The organism is Pyxidicoccus caerfyrddinensis (genome assembly GCF_010894405.1).
GTDB lineage: Bacteria > Myxococcota > Myxococcia > Myxococcales > Myxococcaceae > Myxococcus > Myxococcus caerfyrddinensis.
The window spans coordinates 878642-895771 of record NZ_JAAIYA010000001.1 but is presented as its reverse complement, the minus strand read 5'-3'; the positions used below and the strand labels follow the sequence as shown (position 1 = coordinate 895771).

The following is a 17130-nucleotide window of genomic DNA, read 5'->3' as shown; positions in this document are numbered from 1 at the left end:
TGTGTCCACCTCCGGAAATTTTCCATGCACTCCCGGTTGTCCTGGGGCGTGCCCGCGCGCATCAACCAGGGTCTTAGCCCCCGCGTATGAAGCCCTATCTCTCCAAAGCCGCCATCATCGCCTCCGCGCTCCTTCTGTCCGCGCAGGCTCCCGCTCCCCAGGTGCCCGAGTCAGAGACGCCCGGTGCCGAGGCCTCCGAGGCCCCCGCCCAGCGTCCGGACAGTGCTCCCTCGGAAGCCGAGCTGTCTCCTCCGCCGGACTCGGAGAAGGCCCCCGCGCCCCCGGGCTACGTGGAGGTGCTCAACCCGGCCTTCCCCAACGCCGCGCCGCCCGCGCCCGTGGTGCACCGCGGCCGCCGCTACGGCCTGGAGGATTTGTCTCCGTACTTCGCGGACGGGAAGAAGAAGGAGGCCCGCGACGCCTTCGACCGCGGCCAGTACACCCGCGCTCGCGAGCTGCTGAAGGGCGAGGGTGACAGCGCCCCGGTGCGCTACCTGCGCGCCCTGTCCGCCGTGCGCGCCGGAGACGACGAGGCCGCCGCGGCGGAGTTCGCCGCGCTGGCGCCGGACTACCCCGCGCTGAAGGACCGGTGCCTCACCCACGGCGGCGTGGCGCTCGAGGGGCTGCGCCGCTTCGACGAGGCGGCGGCGCTGCTGACGCAGGTGCCTTCGGAGTCGAAGCTCTACGTGGACGCGCGGCTGGCGCTGTCCCGCGTGCTGCGCAAGAAGAAGGACGCCGCGGGCGCCATGGCCGCGCTGGAGCCGCTCACCACGCGCGCCGCGCCGAGCTGGGGTCGCAACGTGGGCGCCGAGGCGCTGATGGCCATCGCCGACATCGCCACGGAGAAGAAGGACAAGGCCGCCGAGCGCGACGCGCTGTGGCGCCTGTGGGGCGCGTACCCGCTGTCCCCCCTGGCGAAGCAGGCCGAGAAGCGCCTCAAGGGGCAGAAGCCCCCGGTGGATGCGAAGGTGTCGCGGGGCGAGGCGCTGGTGGAGCTGCACCGCAACAAGCAGGGCCTGGACGTGCTGGAGCCGCTGCTCACGCAGCTCCAGCTCCCCGACGCGCTCGCCTGCCGCGCGCACTTCATCTACGGCAAGGGCCAGCGCAAGGAGCGCCAGCACACGCGCGCCATCCAGGTGCTGACGCCGGTGGTGGAGAAGTGCCAGGACAAGGACTTGCTGGCGCGCGCGCTGTACGTGCTCGGCTCGTCGCGCTCGATTGTGGACCAGGCGCGCGGCACGGAGACGTACGAGCGGCTGGCGCGCGACTTCCCGGACCACACCTTCGCGGACGACGGCCTCTTCTACGCGGCGGACCTGTACGTGAAGACGGGCCGTCCCAAGGAGGCCATGGCCCGCCTGGACGAGCTGGCGCGCCTGTACCCGGCGGGGGACTTCCTCGGCGAGGCGCTCTTCAAGGCGTACTGGATTGCGCGCACCAGCGGGGCGGAGGACTCCGGTCTGTCCTTCCTGGACCGCATCGAGGCGCAGTTCGCCCAGGCGGACGAGAGCTACGACGTGGAGCGTGCGCGGTACTGGCGCGCCCGGACGCTGCAGGAGAAGGGCAACATCCAGGGCGCGGCGGAGCTGTTCGAGAAGCTCGCCGTGGAGCACCCGGCCACGTACTACGGGCTGATGGCGCGCTCGCAGCTGGCCACGGTGGACCCGGCGCGGCTGGAGAAGGTGTCCCCCGACATCTTCAAGGTGCCCGAGGCCGCCAGCCCCTGGCCGCTGTTCGCCGGCCCCATGGGCGAGGACCCGCACTTCAAGGCGGGCGTGGAGCTGTACCGACTGGGCTTCGTCGACTCGGTGGCTACCGAGATGCTCGCCGTCAACCGCGCCAACCAGCCCGCGGAGTCCATCCGCCTGCTGGTGCTGGTGCTGCACGAGGCCGGTGACGAGCGCTCCGCACACGCGGTGGCGCGACTGGCGCTGCGCAAGGACTTGAGCGGACGGATTACGCCGCAGACGCGCGTGGTGTGGGAGGTGGCCTATCCCAACGCGTTCCGCGAACTCATCGAGAAGCACACCGCGGATGCGGGCGTGGAGCCGGACCTGCTCCAGGCGCTGATGCGCGAGGAGAGCGCGCTGGACCCGAAGGCGCTGTCGTGGGCGGGCGCGCTCGGCCTCACGCAGCTGATGCCGTCCACCGCGAAGAACGTGGCGCGCGAGCTGAAGCTCAAGCGCTTCACCGTGGACAGCCTGCTGCAGCCGGACCTCAACATCCGCCTGGGCGCGCACTACCTCGGCGGGCTGCTGAAGAAGTTCAACGGCCACACGCCGTACGCGGTGGGCAGCTACAACGCCGGCCCGGGCGCGGTGAACCGGTGGCGCTCGGAGAAGCCGGACCTGCCGCTGGACGCGTGGGTGGAGGAGATCCCCATCTCCGAGACGCGCGGCTACATCAAGCGCGTGCTCCGCTCCTTCAACACCTACCAGCTGCTCTACGGCCGGGCCCCCAAGCTGCCCGTCCTCAAGAGCGCCGCGAAGTAGTCCTTCCTTTCAGGCACGCACGGTGCGGGTGGCCGATGACGCGGTGCAGGGAGGGGAAAATCGTCCGGAATCAGGCTCCGAAACCGGGTGTTATGTCCGGGTCCTGACAGAAAAGGGCACCTGGGACGGTGTAACCCCCTATGCAACCGCGTGGAAACGTGGCACACGGCGGGGGCCGCACCTGAACCAGGCGTGGCGTCCAGCTCAATTCATGAGGCTGGAAGAGAAAGAAGAAGAGAAGAGTAATGGCGACTGGTACCGTGAAGTGGTTCAACGACGCGAAGGGCTTTGGGTTCATCACGCAGGACGGCGGGGGCGAGGACCTCTTCTGCCACCACACTGCGATCCAGACCCAGGGCTTCCGCTCCCTGCAGGAAGGGCAGAAGGTGGAGTTCGATGTGGCCCGCGGCCCCAAGGGGCTCCAGGCTCAGAACGTTCGCCCGCTCTGATGTCCCGCTGAACGCGCACTGACGCGTTCGGTACAAAGGCTCAGTCTCCCACGAGGAGACTGGGCCTTTTCCTTTTCCGGCCCTCTGCCGGGCCGATTGGCGCCCGCCCTCCGGCTCCCCTAGACTCCGCGTGTGGGCGCACCGTCGAACAGCGGGGATGGTGGGAAGAACGTGCTCCTGCGCGGGCTTCCCTCCATCGAACAGCTGCTGCGCCGCCCGTCGCTGGAGCCGCTGCTGGCCACGGTCCCCCGGGCCCGCGCCGTGGCCGCGCTCCGCCTGGCAGTCGACCGCGTCCGGGCCCGGCTGCTCCAGGGCGAGGCGCGCCCCTTCGATGACGCCGACGTCCGCGACGCGCTGGGCACGCTGGCCACGCCCAACCTGCGGCCGGTGCTCAACGCCACCGGCGTGGTGCTGCACACCAACCTGGGCCGTGCGCCGCTGGCCCCGGAGGCCGTGGCCCGCGTGGCCTCCGTGGCGCGCGGCTACTCCAACCTCGAGTACGACCTGGATGAGGGCGAGCGCGGCAGCCGCTACGCGCCCCTCATCGGCCTGCTGCGCGCGCTCACCGGCGCGGAGGACGCGCTCGTCGTCAACAACTGCGCGGGCGCGGCGCTGCTGGTGCTGGCGGCGCTGGCCTCCGGCCGCGAGTGCATCGTGTCGCGCGGCGAATTGGTGGAGATTGGCGGCGGCTTCCGCGTGCCGGACGTGATGCGCCAGTCCGGCGCGAAGCTGGTGGAGGTGGGCACCACCAACCGCACGCGCCGCGCGGACTACGCTGGCGCGGTGGGCCCGGACACGGGGCTGCTGGTGAAGGTGCACCGCTCCAACTTCGCGATGGTGGGCTTCACCGAGGAAGTCGACGTGGCGGAACTGGCGGCGCTCGGCCGCGAGCGCGGGGTGCCGGTATTTCAGGACCTGGGCTCGGGCGCGCTGGTGCCGCTGGAAGGGGAGGGGCTCACGCAGGAGCCCACGGTGCCCCAGGCGGTGGCGGCGGGGGCGGATGTCATCGCCTTCTCCGGTGACAAGCTGCTGGGTGGGCCGCAGGCGGGAATCGTGGTGGGACGGGCCGCGCTGCTCGCACGCATCAAGGCCCACCCGCTCACCCGGGCGCTGCGCGTGGACAAGATGACGGTGGCCGCGCTGGAGGCCACCCTGGAGCTGTACCGGGACGGCCGGCCGCAAGCCGTCCCCACGTACAGGCTGCTTGCCCAGCGGCCGGAGGAGCTGCGCGCCCGCGCGCTGCGGCTCCAGGCCCTGCTGGCCGAGCGGGGCGTGAGTGCCCGGGTGGAGGGCGTGGTGGGACAGGTGGGCGGGGGCGCCATGCCGCTGGCCCGGTTGCCTTCCTTTGCCTGCATCCTCACCCTACAGGGGCCGGAAACATTCCTGGACTGCCTGCGCAGCGGGGATGTGCCGGTTATTGGCAGGATCGCGGATGGCGAGGGGGTCCTCGACGTCCGTTGTCTCTCGGAGGAGGAGCTCCAGGTGGTCGCCGACTCGGTCGCGTCCGCCCGTCCAGGGAACCCGCCATGATCAACAGCGCCGTCCTCGTCCTCAACCGGTACTACCAACCGGTGCATGTCACCTCGGTGAAGCGGGCGTTCTCGCTGCTGTACCAGGGCGTGGCCAAGGCCATCGACGCGCAGTACCGCCTCTACGAGTTCGACGACTGGGCCGCACTGAGCGCCACGCAGGACTGCATCACCACCATCAACCGCACCATCCGCGTGCCCCGCGTGCTGGTGCTCAGCGCGTATGACCACCTGCCCCGCGGTCGGGTGCGCTTCTCACGGCTGAACATCTACGCGCGCGACAACGACACCTGTCAGTACTGCGGCAAGAACCTCCCCCGCTGTGACTTGAACCTGGACCACGTCATGCCGCGCTCGCAGGGCGGGAAGACGACGTGGGAGAACGTCGTCTGCTCGTGTGTCCCCTGCAACCTGAAGAAGGGCGGACGCACACCCGAGCAGGCGGAGATGAAGCTGCTCAAGAAGCCCGTACGCCCGCGCTGGACGCCCCTGTTCCGCGGCGCCACGCGCAAGGTGACGTACCGCGAGTGGCTGCCCTTCCTGCACTTGGCGGATGCCTCGTACTGGAACGTCGAACTTCTGGACGAGTAGCGGAACCGCCGCCCCCCAACTGACGGCTCCCTGACGAAATCCGTGGCCGCTGGCAGGGTGGGCCGGGTCCACCCGGGACACGCGCGGGGCTTCCGCGCGCGTTCAAGGCCTGCCCGGTGCGTACCGCTCCCCGTCGCGGAAGGCGCCGGCACGGGAGGGGAGTCTCCGGATGAAAGCGAACCGCTGGCTGGTGCTGGTGGGCATGGTGCTGGCCCTGGGAGCCGTCTCAGGGTGTGACGACGACAAGCCGCCCTCGGGGCCACCGGGCACGACGGACGCCGGCTCGGAGGTGGACTCGGGCACGGACGCCGGAACGGACCTGCCAGATGGCGGCCCGGGCTCCACGTGCATCGACGTGGGCGCGACCTGCAGCCGGGACACGGGCGCCGCGTGCTGTACGGGCACCTGCTCGGAGGCGGGCACGTGTCCCGAGCCGAGCGAGCAGTGCACCCCGGCCGGTGAGACCTGCTCCAGCGGCATCGAGTGCTGCACGCAGAGCTGCCTCGGCGGTAAGTGCTCCACGCAGCAGTGCCTCGACGTGGGCGGCACCTGCGCCAACGCGGAGGAGTGCTGCACCAAGATCTGCGGTGGCGATGGCAAGTGCGCCGCGCTGCCCGCGGGCACCACGTCCTGCAAGGTGCCGGGCCAGGCGTGCGGCGTGGACGGCGACTGCTGCTCCACCAACTGCCAGGCCGGCGTGTGCAAGCCGGCGTACTCGTGCCAGGCCAATGACGACCTCTGCCTGAAGAACGAGGACTGCTGCGGCGGCGTGTGCTCGCAGAACGGCACCGGCACTCCGGGCCGCTGCGTAGCGGTGGGCGGCGCCGGTGGTGGCAACTGCGTGCAGGACGGAAACCCGTGCAGCGGCGGCAGCACCTGCTGCTCGCGCACGTGCGTGGACCTGGGCTACGGCGCCACGGTGTGCCAGCCGGTGGGCGGCTGCCGCCCCACGGGCAACTACTGCACCAACGACGGCGTGTGCTGCGGCGGCGAGAAGGTCTCCAACGCGGTGGACTGCCGGGAGAGCCGCTGCGACAAGCCCAACGGCTGCAACCCGGTGGGCAACATCTGCGGCTCCGGCATGCTGCCCGACGGCGGCATCATCGACGTGAATGCGCGCGAGGCCTGCTGCGACGGCCAGAAGGCCGTGTGCAAGGTGGACTCCACCGGCGTGCCGCGCTGCTTCGGCGGTTGCCCCAGCGGCCAGTGCCCCGCCTCATGCCCCACGGGCTACACCGGAGAGGCGGGCTGCTGCATCGCCCAGGGCAGCACGTGCCAGTTCAGCGACCAGTGCTGCAACGGCAACCGCTGCCTGCCGGGCGCGGACGGCGGCTCCTTCACGTGCCAGCCGGCCCCCACGTGTGATCCAGTGGGCACGGTGTGCGACCCGTCGAACTCGGGCTGCTGCGCCGGAACGGCGTGCCGCGCCATCGACGAGCTGACGTTCGTCTGCCGTCCCACGGGCACCGCGCCCGACGGCGGCACGGGCGGGACGGATGCTGGCACCGGCGGCACGGACGCGGGGCCTGCCTGCACGCCCAACGACCAGGCGTGCACCAACGGGTCGGCGTGCTGCTCGGGCATCTGCAACAACCAGAAGTGTCAGGCGCCGCAGGCCTGCCAGCCGCAGGGGAGCCTCTGCACCTCTCCCTCGGACTGCTGCTCCGGGCTGGGCTGCCGCATCCCCGGAGGGAGCACCACCGGCACCTGCGAGGCCGGGGCTACCTGCTCGGCGGGCGGGCAGGCGTGTTCACCGAACAACCCGTGCTGCTTCGGCCTGCAGTGCGAGACGGGCACGGGCGCCGCGTGCGACGGCAGCCAGGCCTGCACGTGTACCGTGATCATCCGGTGATCATCACCTGACGGACGCTTTCTGGCGGGGAGTCGACTCGGGCAGTAGGACGGGCTTTGATGGGAGTTCCATTGAAGCCCGTCCCACTGTCCTCCATGACCGAACCCTCGCGAGCGCCCCGGAGCGAAGCCCATGTCCTGGGCCCCGTCTCCAAGACACCGGGTCCGGTAGCCTCCGGCCCTCCGGGGCTGTCCCGTCGTCCCCGTCCCCGGCGCATCATCGCCGTGGGCGGAGGCAAGGGCGGCATCGGCAAGTCCATGGTGTCCGCGAACCTCGGCGTGGCGCTCGCGCAGTCCGGGCTCAACGTGCTGCTGGTGGACGCCGACCTGGGCGGAGCCAACCTGCACACGTGCCTGGGCGTGGGGCAGCCCGCGGCCACGCTCTCGGACTTCCTGCGCAAGAACAAGGCGACGCTCGAGGAGGTCATCGTCCCCACGGGCGTGCCCCGGCTGTCGCTCATCGCCGGCGCGCAGGACGCGCTGGACGCCGCCAACCTCAAGTACGCGCAGAAGCAGAAGCTGCTGAAGACGCTGATGGGCGCGTCGGCGGACTACCTCATCCTGGACCTGGGCGCGGGCACCAGCTTCAACACCATCGACTTCTTCATCATGGCGGACCACGGACTGCTGGTGGTGCTGCCCGAGCCGACCTCGGTGGAGAATGCGTACCGCTTCGCCAAGGCGGCGTTCTTCCGGAAGCTCCAGCAGATGGAGGCGCAGTACGGCATCCAGGACATGGTGGAGAGCGCGCTCACCACGCGCGAGGGCTCGCTGCGTACGCTGCATGATGTGCTCGCGCAGGCGCGGCGCAAGGACCCCGCGGCCGCGGAGCGGCTGGAGCGCGAACTGGCCGCCTTCCGCATCCGGCTGGTGGTGAACCAGGCGCGCACGGACGCGGACCTCAACGTGGGGACGGCGGTCGCCTCCGCGTGGAAGAAGTTCTTCGGCATCGAGATGGATGACCTCGGCGCCATCCGCTACGACGACGAGGCGTGGCGCTCGGTGCGCAAGCGCCGTCCGGTCCTCATCGAACGGCCCGATTCCCCGGCGGCCACGGCCATCCAGCGCATCGCCGATCGCCTTCTCGCACTCGACAGCAACCTCGACCCGTCTTCCCCATGAAGCCCTTCGAGCAGCAGACCTATTACGAGCTCCTGGAGGTCCCTGTCTCCGCTCCGGTGGATGACATCCGCGCGGCGTACTCGCGGCTGATGGAGCTCTATGCGCCGGACTCCATCGCCGTGTACGCGCTGGTCGACCCCGAGCAGGTGGACGGCCTTCGCGCCCGGATGACCGAGGCGATGGAGATCCTCACCGACGAGGACCTGCGCGCCGAGTACGACAAGGACCTGGGCCTGCCCACCCGGCGGATGGCGGAGACCGTCACGGCGGGAGGCAGGCCGTCGCCCGAGGCCACGCCCGTGGCGGGCACGGTGGAACGCGCCGCCGAGGCACTCGCGAGCTCGGCCGCGGCGGAGGTGGACGCGGCGGGGACGGGGGAGGGTGCCAGTACGGCGGCGCCCGCTGCACATGCGCCAGAGGAGGTGGAGCAGACCTCGACGGCCACGCCTCCGCCCCCGGAGGCGGCCACGAGCCCGGTGGGACCGTCGGACTTCCGCGCCACGTTCTTCCGTGGGTTCTCCTTCGCGTACGTGTCCAGTTCGTTGCAGGACTCGCAGGTCCTCGGCAGCTCCGTGTATGTGCCCACGGTGGCCTCCGCGTCGGAGACGGCCTCGAGCGCGCCCGCGACCAGCGCACCGTCCACGGCCTCGACGCCCATCCCGGTCGCGTCCGCGACGGAGCCGGTGCAGGCGCCCGTCGCTGCGGCCTCCGCGACGCCTGTTGCTGTCACGGCTGCTACGGAATCGGCGCCCACGCCCGTCACTGTCGCGGCCGCTTCGGAGTCGGTGACCGAGCCCACGCCTCCCGTGGCGCCCGCCGCGGTCGAAGTCGCCTCGGAACCCGCGCCTGAGTCCGTGCCCCAGCAGCTCGCGCCCACCGCCCCCGCGCCCGAGAGCACCGCGCTCGCCACCGTGCCTGGCCGCAAGGAGGGCCCCTCGGCTCCCTCATCCCGGCCGGGTGCTCGCACGCCATCCATCCGCACCGCCACGGTCGGCCCGGCCTCCGAGGCTGGCCGGTCGGCACCGCGTCCGGGCTCCGGGCGGCAGCTCGGCGACGCCCAGGTGCTCTCCCAGGACTCGGCCATCGCCACGGCGGAGGCAGCGCTGGCGCAGGTGGCGGCCCGCGTGCGCGAGCCGCGTCCCCGCACCCCGGACATCCCGGCGGACGCCGAGTTCAACGGAGAACTGCTGCGCCGCGTGCGCGAGGCCCGGTCGTTCTCCCTCCAGCAGGTCGCCGACCGCACCCGCATCTCCAAGGGCCACCTGGAGAACGTGGAGGCCGACCGCTACACCGCCCTCCCGGCCCCCGTGTACCTGCGCGGCATCCTCATGAACCTCGCCCGCGAGCTCGGGCTGGATCCGCTCCGGGTGTCCAGGAGCTATCTGGCCCTGGCTTCTGAGAAGTCAGGGAAGAAGTGACTCCGTCCAGGAGAGGGGCGCATCGGTACAGGGGTGCGATGAAAGTTGACTCCCCCCAGACCGGTGCCTAAGTAGGTAGGACGATGACGGACGAGGAAAAGGTCAAGGCGATGCGGCTCGCCCGTGCGATTGCCTCGGATATCTCGCTCTACAACGAGCAGAAGATCATCAAGGGCATCGAGCAGGACAACCTCTTCGAGGTCCTCAAGGAGGAACTGGAAGAGGGCCGCGAGCTCTACAAGAGCCGCGTCAGCCAGGAGATCTTCACGAAGATGAACTTCTTCGAGCGCGCCATCAACGACATCGTCCTGCGCTCCAAGGCGCACGTGAAGTCGAAGATCTGGTAACCCCTCCGAACGTGGCAGCGCCCGACACGCGAGAGCACCGCGCCCCGCCCGAAGCTCGCGGAGAGCGCGTGGACCAGTACCTCGCCCGGGCGTTCCCGGACCTCACCCGCTCACGCATCCATGGCCTCATCGAGGCCGGGCATGTGCTCACCGACGGGCAGCCCGCCAAGCCGGCGAAGCGCCTGCGAGGCGGTGAGCTGCTCAGCCTCCACGTCCCCGCGCCCGTGGCCGCCGTCCCGTTGGCGGAGGAGCTGCCGCTCGCCGTGCTCCACGAGGACAAGGACCTCGTGGTGGTGGACAAGGCCGCGGGCATGGTGGTGCACCCCGGCGCGGGGCATGCCTCCGGGACGCTCGTCAATGCGCTGCTCCACCGCGTGAAGGACCTGGCCGGCGTGGGCGGCGAGCTGCGCCCGGGCATCGTCCACCGGCTGGACAAGGACACCACCGGCTGCCTCGTGGTGGCGAAGCACGAGCAGACGCTCGTGGCCCTGCAGAAGGCCTTCAAGTCACGCGCGGTGGAGAAGACGTACCTGGCGCTCGTCCACGGTGTGCCGCCGGCAGAGGGGCGCATCGAGACGCTCTACGGCCGCCACCCCGTCAATCGTCAGAAGTTCACCGGCAAGGTGAAGGAGGGCAAGCAGGCCATCACCCTCTACCGCGTGCTCGAGTCCTTCGACGGCGCCGCGCTGGTGGAGGTGGACCTGCTCACCGGCCGCACGCACCAGATTCGCGTTCACCTGGCCGAGTCCGGCCACCCGCTGCTCGGCGACGCCCTCTATGGCGCCGGCCGCAAGGCGAAGGGCAGGGCGGGGGAGGCGCAGGAGCGGCTGGGGCGTCAGGCGCTGCACGCGTGGCGGCTGGCCTTCGCCCACCCGCGCACGGGCAAGGCGCTCAACCTGGAAGCGCCCATCCCCGAGGACTTCACCGCCGCGCTGGAGTTGCTGCGCGGCACCCCGGCCGAGCCGGAAGCGAAGCGCAAGCCCGCCGCCCGGAAGAAGGCGGCGAAGCGGGCTACAGGCCGGACACGCTGAGCGTCTGCTGCCGCTTGGACAGCACCTTCACCGGTTGAATCGCCATGACGCGCATGAAGACCGCGAGCAGCTCGGGGTCGAACTTGTTGCGCATCTCCGTCCACATCAGCATCAGCGCCACTTCCGGGCCGTAGGCATCCCGGTACGGGCGCTTGGACGTGAGCGCGTCGTACGCGTCGCAGATGGCGATGATCTTCGCGTACGCCCCGAGGTTCGTCTTCGGGATGATCATCTGGATGTTGCCGCGCGAGTCGCGCACCGCGGTGCCGAAGTCCGTCTTGTGCTCGAACGTCGTCACCACGCGCAGCAGCGTGGAGCGGCTGAAGCCCTTCTCCATCAGGATGTTGCGCACCGAGATAAGCGGCGCCTTCTGCACCGCCACCCGCTCATCCGGAGACAGCGCGCCGCGCTTGGTGGACAGCTCCTCCGGCAGCGTCGCCATGCCCGCGTCGTGGAAGAGGGCGATGTAGCCCAGGTCTCTCAGCTGCGGCTTCGTCAGCCCCAGCTCCGCGCCGAAGACGATGCTCATCAGGCAGACGTTGACCTGGTGGTACACGAGGTAGTCGTCCTCGCGCCGCATCGTCGTCATTCCCAGGAAGTGCGTCTTCTGCTCGTAGGAGATGTCCACGAAGTCCTGCACGAGCCGCAGCGCCTTGGACGCGTTGATGGGCTTCCCCGCGCGCACGGACTCCAGGTACTTCGACAGGAAGAACACCGCGCGGGCGTAGATGGTCATCGCATACTTCTTGCGATCGACCTTCATGTCGCCCGGGTTGTCCATGTCCTTGTCCAGCTTCTCCTTGAGCTTGGAGAACTTGGCCACGCGCATGTTGAGCAGCTTGCGGCCCGACAGCCCGTCCTCCTCCGTCGTGCCGGACTGCTCCTTGGCGAAGATCCAGACGAAGTTCTTCAGCTCCGGCACCGTCACCGGCTTGGTGAGCGTGAAGCCGCCCACGTCCTTGGCGCGCATCTCCGCCAGCAGGTAGCGCTGGTTCTCGATGGAGTTGAGGTCCACCTTCACCAGCATGCCGTTGAGGTAGAAGGACTCCTTGACGCCCGTCAGCTCCAGCCGGCCTTCCTTGCCGATGATCTGGTTGACGATGTCCTGGAGCTGGTGGAGCGGCTTCTGGAAGACGGCGTTCTCGGGGTCATACATCTTCACCGAGCGCACCAGCATGTAGAGGCCGGCGACCATGGAGCGCGCGAGCGACTGGAGCTTCTCGTTGTGCTCGCGGCCGTACTCGTTGACGTTCTCGTCCTGGCTCTGATTGACCTTCAGATTCTCGGCCATGTGTCTCAAGCCTCCTCAGGGAGCGCCGAGTCCCCGAACAACGTCTTGCGTGTCTGGTACATCGCCTTGCGCGCGGCGGTGAGCACTTCCAGGGGCTGGCTCTTGTCCTCCACCACCTGCTGCAACAGCTTGTAGCCCTGGATGGAGCACGCGCCGCCCAGGCCGTGGATGGCCAGCAGCTTGTCGTCCAGCACGCGCTTCCTGTTGAGCAGCGAGGGCTTCACCGCCAACATCTGCTGCATCATCGACAGCGCCCCGGGCGTGCCCGTGGAGCCGATGGCCGTGTAGAAGGCCACGCGCTCGTCCGGGGTCTTCTTCTCGAACGCTGCGTCCCGCACCACCCGCACTAGGTCCGCGTAGGCCTTGTCCCGGTCGAACTCCGGCAGCATCTTCGCGGCCAGCATGCGCACCTGGGAGATGGGGTCCGCCAGTGTGTCGACCATCATCCGTCGCGCCTCGCCGGTGCGGCCCTTGCCGATGATGCTGATGACCTCCAGCTTCACCACCAGATTGGGGCTCTTGAGCACCTGGGCGAACATCTTCAGGCGGTCCGGGTGGTTGCTCTTCTCCAGGATGTAGACCATGTCGCGCACCGTCTGCGGACGGTCCGACACCAGGCGCATCACGAAGGGGTCCGGCAGCTCGCGCGCGTAGCCCGCCATGACGTCGCACAGCAGCGCGCGGTTCTCCGGCACCTCGATGGTCTCCAGCACCGTGAGCAGCGGGACGATGGCGTCCCTGCCCAGCGCCTGCAGGTAGCGCGTCACGTCCGCCGGGTTCTTCGGGCGCGCCGTCTTCAGCGACTCGCCCAGGCGCATCAGGCGCTGCTCCTCTCCCATCTTGTGGAGGAAGTTGTCCAGCAACCGCGACAGGCCCTCGCCGCCGTCGCGCTGTGACAGCGCGCGCAGCTTGAGGACGATCTGGTTGATGGTGCTGAAGTCGTCCTGGATGAGGAGCATGTCCAGGAGCTGCACGAAGATTTCCTCGAGCAGCGTGGCGTCCTCGACGCCACCTTCCACCACCTGGAACACGGCGCTGACCAGCTTGGGGAACAGCCGCGCGTTCTCCTCCTCACTCACCTCGCGCTGCAGCTTCGCCTTCAGCTCGTCCGACGCGTGGCGGCCGCCCACCACGAGGCCACGAATCTGCTCCACGCCGTCCAGCTTGGAGTCCAGGTCCTCCGCGGACACGCGCGCGAAGCGCAGGTAGTCATCCGAGTTCGTCTGCAGGCGCGAGTAGAGGTAGCCCACCACCTTGTCCACCTCGACCTGGACCTCCTCCTCGGTGGCGGACTCCATGGAGAAGCCCTCCACCACCACGTACTCCACGTGCTCCATGCTCGCGCGCCACAGCTGCGCCAGCACGTCCTCCGCGCCGCGCTCCGGCTCGGACAGGGCAACCATCGTGAAGGTGACCAGCTCCTCCACCATCATGCCCGGGCGGAAGATGAGCTGCCGGATGCCGTCCCGGAAGAACTTGTAGGGCAGCGGGGTGTCCTCGGTGAACAGCGACTCCCCGTACAGCGTCAGGTTCTGCTGCTCCACCTTCAGCGACAGCGGGCCGTACTTCTCGTGGTACGACTGGACGGACTCGAGCGCTTTCGAGAGGAACTCCGGGAAGCGCGACTCGTTGTGGCGGTACATGCCGATCTGCTTGATGCCCTTGAGCAGGTGGAAGGCGAACGTCTTCGCCAGCTCGACCTTCTCCTTCACTTCGGGAGTGAGCTCGGGGCTCGCGTCAGGTGCGGCTTTCTGGGGCTGGGCCATGGCCATGCGTCTGCAACTCTCCGCTCGGGCGGTATCCCAAGCCTACCCTGATTTCCGTCTGTTACCCAGGGGACGAACCGGTGGAAGTTCAAGGGCTTGGGGTGACACCTGCGTAACAGCGCCCCGGATGACCGGGATTTCCTGGTGTGGTACGAGCCGCGTCAGCCACCGAGGGAGTCTCAAGCGCATGAAGCGGATGCTGGCGAGCGGGATGCTGCTGCTGTCGCTGACGGGGTGCTTCCGGATGAGTGTGCGCTCTGGCGCGCCGCGCTCGGGAGACGTGGAGGAGCAGACGGGCGTGAGTCTGGCGTACGGCCTGACGATGTCCAACGTGGCGGCGGCGGAATGCCCGCGGGGCCTGTCGCGGGTGGATGTGTACTGGCCCGTCTGGGGACCCATCGTCTATTTCTTTACCTTCGGCATCGTCGCGCCGCTGCGTGCTGAATACGTGTGCGCGGAGGGCGGCGCCGCGCTGCCGGACTCGGAGTCGCAGTCGGAAGACGCAGCGTCCGGGGTCGACGAGCCGCAGCGTCCCTCGAGCGTGCCACCGTCCCACCCGCCGCTGTGAGCGGCGCCTGAAATGAACGAGGCGGCGGGGATTCCTCCCACGCCGCCTCGAGTCACTTCATGGAACCGTCCCGGACGCGCGGTGCCTCACGCGAGGCACCGCCGCCGTGGTGGGCGTCAGGACTGCTTCTGCGGAGGCGGGGCCACCGCGGCGCTCTCGCCCTTGAGGGCGGAGCGCAGCAGGAAGAGGGTGAGGCCGGCGAAGAAGAGCAGGCCCCAGACGTTGGACCAGACGGGGTGCGCCATCTCGCTCTCGCCCACCGCGTTGAGGAAGCCGCCCAGGCCGCCCAGGTGGCCCAGCACGGCCGGCAGGTTGATGGCGCGAGTCAGGGCGCCGTCGCTGGCAATCTCCAGGATGGCGATGAGCACGCCGGCGATGGAGCCACCGGCGATGTAGCCGGAGGACAGCAGGGTGCCGGGGGAGAACTCGGACTCGGCCGCGCTGCCGCCGCGCACGCGGTCCACCACGTAGCGCACCATGCCGCCCACGAAGAGCGGCGTGCTGCTGCTGATGGGCAGGTACACGCCCACCGCGAAGGGCAGGGCGGACACGCCGCACAGCTCCAGCATCAGCGCGATGAACACGCCCAGGAGCACCAGGTCCCACGGCAGCCGCTGCGTGAGGATGCCGTCGATGATGAGCGCGAACAGCTGCGCCTTGGGCGCGGAGTAGCGCGTGAGCTGCTGGCCCTCGTACACGGCGATGCGGCCGCCGATGCCCGGGTCCACCACGTACTGGATGGTGCCCGCCTCGTCGACGAGGTACTTGCCCGCGGGCACCGGTGTGTCCGCGCCTCGCACGTGGCCTTCCTTGTACGTGCGCTTCGGGCCCTCGGTGAGGGTGCCCAGCTCGGACACCTTCACCTGCGTGTCGTTGGCGAGGCTGAGCGACACCGCGCCCGCGTCCTGCATGGACACCTCGCGCCAGCTGCGCAGCTCGGGGGTGCCGCCCTGCGTGTTCAGCTCATAGCCCTGCGCCCAGAGGGCCTTGCGCAGCGCCGCCTGGTCCAGGCCGCGCGAGGCCAGCGTCTCGGCGGAGAGCGCCCAGGGGAAGGTGTGCTGCACGCGCGTCTCCTCCGTGAAGTCCGTCACCTGCACGCCCGGGTGCGGCTCGGGGATGGTGACGGTGGCGCCGCGGTTGAGCGTCACCAGCACCAGGCCGATGAACATCGCGCTCGTGAGCACGCCGACGAAGAGCGCCACCTGCTGCTTGCGGGGCGTGCCGCCCACCAGGAAGGCCGTCTTCAGGTCCTGCGCGGTGGTGCCGCCGTTGGAGGCCGCGATTCCGACGATGGCCGCCGTGGTCAGCGCCATGAAGCGGTCCTCGGAGGACGTCCACCCCAGGAGCAGGTACACGAGGCAGGTGACGAGCAGCGTGGCCACCACCATGCCGGAGATGGGGTTGGACGAGCTGCCGATCTCACCCGTGATTCGCGCGCTCACCGTCACGAAGAAGAAGCCGAAGATGACGATGAGGATGGCGGAGATGAAGTTGACCTGCAGCGGCGGCGCCAGCCAGATGGCCAGCACCAGCAGCAGGCTGCCCACGAGCACCACGGTGATGGGCAGGTCCTGCTCGGTGCGCAGCAACACCGGTCCGGTGCCCTGGTTGCGCGAGGCGCGCAGCGTGGCGACGCTGCGCTGGAAGGCGCCGATGATGGTGGGCATGGAGCGGATGAGGCTGATGAGGCCGCCCGTGGCCACCGCGCCCGCGCCGATGTAGAGCACGTATGCGTTGCGAATCTGGTCCGGCGACATGTCCCGGATGAGCTGCCCGTTGTGCACCAGCAGCGGCTGCTCCAGCCCGCTGCCGAAGAAGGAGATGGCGGGGATGAGGATGAGGTAGCTCAGCACGCCGCCGGCGAACGTAATCGCCGCCACGCGCGGGCCGATGATGTAGCCCACGCCCAGCAGCTCCGGGCTCACCTCGGTGGCCAGCGTCGCGCTCTTCAGGCCCTTGATGGGTGTGGCCAGCGTCTCGCGGAACAGCTTCATGCCCGAGTACGCGAACTTGTAGATGCCACCCACCACGAAGCCGATGATGACCGTGCGCGCGTTGGTGCCGCCCTGCTCGCCCACTATCAGCACGTCCGCGCTGGCCGTCCCTTCGGGGTAGGGCAGCTTGCCGTGCTCCTGGACGATGAGGCCCTGGCGCAGCGGAATCATCATCAGCACGCCGAGCACGCCGCCCAGCGCCGCGGTGAGGAAGGCATGGGTGAGGCTGATGTCGTAGCCCAGGAGCAATAGCGCAGGGAGCGCCGCCGCCACGCCGAAGGCCAGCGACTCGCCGGCGGAGCCCGCCGTCTGGACGATGGTGTTCTCCAGGATGCTGGAGTTGCCCAGGGCCCGGAAGATGGCGATGGAGAGCACCGCCACGGGGATGGAGGCGGACACCGTGAGGCCGACCTTGATGGCCAGGTACACGGACGAGGCGGCGAACACGACGCCCAACACCGAGCCGAGCACCAGGCCTCGGATGGTCATCTCCAGGGGCGACTTGTCAGGGGAGACGTAGGGCGTATGCGCGTGGGGCGCGTGCACCTCTGCGACAGGGACGCGATCTTCGGCGACCGGCGGGCTACCGTGGGCCAAGCGTGAGGCTCCTTCAGAGGGGAATCGCCGTCCCTTCTAGCAGGGAGCCGAGCGCCCGTGAAACAGAGCGCACAAATGACAAGC

At 69.5% G+C, this 17130-nt stretch carries 13 protein-coding genes; 10 read left to right on the top strand and 3 right to left on the bottom strand.

Annotation, left to right across the window (positions count from 1 at the left end):
• The first annotated feature begins 86 nt into the window (after positions 1-86).
• The 9 genes from G4D86_RS03325 (at position 87) to G4D86_RS03285 (ending at position 10830) form a co-directional block, all read left to right on the top strand.
• Positions 87-2492: a transglycosylase SLT domain-containing protein gene (locus tag G4D86_RS03325; RefSeq protein ID WP_163989241.1), complete on the top strand. Its 2406-nt coding sequence runs from the start codon at positions 87-89 to the stop codon at positions 2490-2492.
• Between the two features lie 245 nt (positions 2493-2737).
• Positions 2738-2941 (top strand): cold-shock protein, encoded by a 204-nt coding sequence (locus G4D86_RS03320; protein WP_163989240.1) that lies wholly within the window; start codon positions 2738-2740, stop codon positions 2939-2941.
• Between the two features lie 132 nt (positions 2942-3073).
• On the top strand, positions 3074-4471 hold the full coding sequence (gene selA, locus G4D86_RS03315) for an L-seryl-tRNA(Sec) selenium transferase (protein WP_163989238.1): 1398 nt from the start codon (positions 3074-3076) through the stop codon (positions 4469-4471).
• On the top strand, positions 4468-5061 hold the full coding sequence (locus G4D86_RS03310) for an HNH endonuclease (protein ID WP_163989235.1): 594 nt from the start codon (positions 4468-4470) through the stop codon (positions 5059-5061). The genes selA and G4D86_RS03310 overlap by 4 nt, the downstream gene beginning before the upstream one ends.
• A gap of 169 nt (positions 5062-5230) precedes the next feature.
• Positions 5231-6913, top strand: a complete 1683-nt coding sequence (locus G4D86_RS03305) for a hypothetical protein (protein WP_163989233.1) — start codon at positions 5231-5233, stop codon at positions 6911-6913.
• 95 nt (positions 6914-7008) lie between these two features.
• Entirely contained in the window at positions 7009-8034 is a 1026-nt protein-coding gene (locus tag G4D86_RS03300; RefSeq protein WP_163989404.1) for a P-loop NTPase, read from the top strand.
• Entirely contained in the window at positions 8031-9452 is a 1422-nt protein-coding gene (locus tag G4D86_RS03295; protein ID WP_163989231.1) for a helix-turn-helix domain-containing protein, read from the top strand. The genes G4D86_RS03300 and G4D86_RS03295 overlap by 4 nt, the downstream gene beginning before the upstream one ends.
• A gap of 83 nt (positions 9453-9535) precedes the next feature.
• Positions 9536-9799, top strand: coding sequence for a hypothetical protein (locus tag G4D86_RS03290; RefSeq protein WP_011553384.1), 264 nt, complete (start codon positions 9536-9538; stop codon positions 9797-9799).
• 11 nt (positions 9800-9810) lie between these two features.
• Complete coding sequence (locus G4D86_RS03285; RefSeq protein WP_163989229.1) at positions 9811-10830, top strand: RluA family pseudouridine synthase; 1020 nt, start codon at positions 9811-9813, stop codon at positions 10828-10830.
• Here the strand turns inward: G4D86_RS03285 and G4D86_RS03280 are convergent.
• Positions 10811-12121, bottom strand: coding sequence for an HD-GYP domain-containing protein (locus G4D86_RS03280; RefSeq protein ID WP_163989227.1), 1311 nt, complete (start codon positions 12119-12121; stop codon positions 10811-10813). The two genes, G4D86_RS03285 and G4D86_RS03280, sit on opposite strands and share 20 nt — an antisense overlap.
• A 5-nt stretch (positions 12122-12126) precedes the next feature.
• On the bottom strand, positions 12127-13887 hold the full coding sequence (locus G4D86_RS03275) for a HEAT repeat domain-containing protein (RefSeq protein WP_163989225.1): 1761 nt from the start codon (positions 13885-13887) through the stop codon (positions 12127-12129).
• Positions 13888-14074: 187 nt separating this feature from the next.
• Here G4D86_RS03275 and G4D86_RS03270 point away from each other — a divergent pair, with 187 nt between their 5' ends.
• A complete protein-coding gene (locus tag G4D86_RS03270; RefSeq protein WP_240360008.1) occupies positions 14075-14455 on the top strand; it encodes a hypothetical protein in 381 nt (126 codons plus the stop codon).
• Positions 14456-14571: 116 nt separating this feature from the next.
• On the opposite strand, the gene G4D86_RS03265 is transcribed toward G4D86_RS03270, so the two are convergent.
• On the bottom strand, positions 14572-17046 hold the full coding sequence (locus G4D86_RS03265) for an OPT family oligopeptide transporter (protein ID WP_163989223.1): 2475 nt from the start codon (positions 17044-17046) through the stop codon (positions 14572-14574).
• Positions 17047-17130 lie beyond the last annotated feature (84 nt).

Excerpts from the sequence above, each read along its gene's own strand:
- G4D86_RS03325 (WP_163989241.1), top strand. The coding sequence starts at position 87 with ATGAAGCCCTATCTCTCCAAAGCCGCCATCATCGCCTCCGCGCTCCTT.
- G4D86_RS03320 (WP_163989240.1), top strand. The coding sequence starts at position 2,738 with ATGGCGACTGGTACCGTGAAGTGGTTCAACGACGCGAAGGGCTTTGGG.
- G4D86_RS03310 (WP_163989235.1), top strand. The coding sequence starts at position 4,468 with ATGATCAACAGCGCCGTCCTCGTCCTCAACCGGTACTACCAACCGGTG.
- G4D86_RS03305 (WP_163989233.1), top strand. The coding sequence starts at position 5,231 with ATGAAAGCGAACCGCTGGCTGGTGCTGGTGGGCATGGTGCTGGCCCTG.
- G4D86_RS03300 (WP_163989404.1), top strand. The coding sequence starts at position 7,009 with ATGACCGAACCCTCGCGAGCGCCCCGGAGCGAAGCCCATGTCCTGGGC.
- G4D86_RS03295 (WP_163989231.1), top strand. The coding sequence starts at position 8,031 with ATGAAGCCCTTCGAGCAGCAGACCTATTACGAGCTCCTGGAGGTCCCT.
- G4D86_RS03290 (WP_011553384.1), top strand. The coding sequence starts at position 9,536 with ATGACGGACGAGGAAAAGGTCAAGGCGATGCGGCTCGCCCGTGCGATT.
- G4D86_RS03280 (WP_163989227.1), bottom strand. The coding sequence starts at position 12,121 with ATGGCCGAGAATCTGAAGGTCAATCAGAGCCAGGACGAGAACGTCAAC.
- G4D86_RS03275 (WP_163989225.1), bottom strand. The coding sequence starts at position 13,887 with ATGGCCCAGCCCCAGAAAGCCGCACCTGACGCGAGCCCCGAGCTCACT.
- G4D86_RS03270 (WP_240360008.1), top strand. The coding sequence starts at position 14,075 with ATGAAGCGGATGCTGGCGAGCGGGATGCTGCTGCTGTCGCTGACGGGG.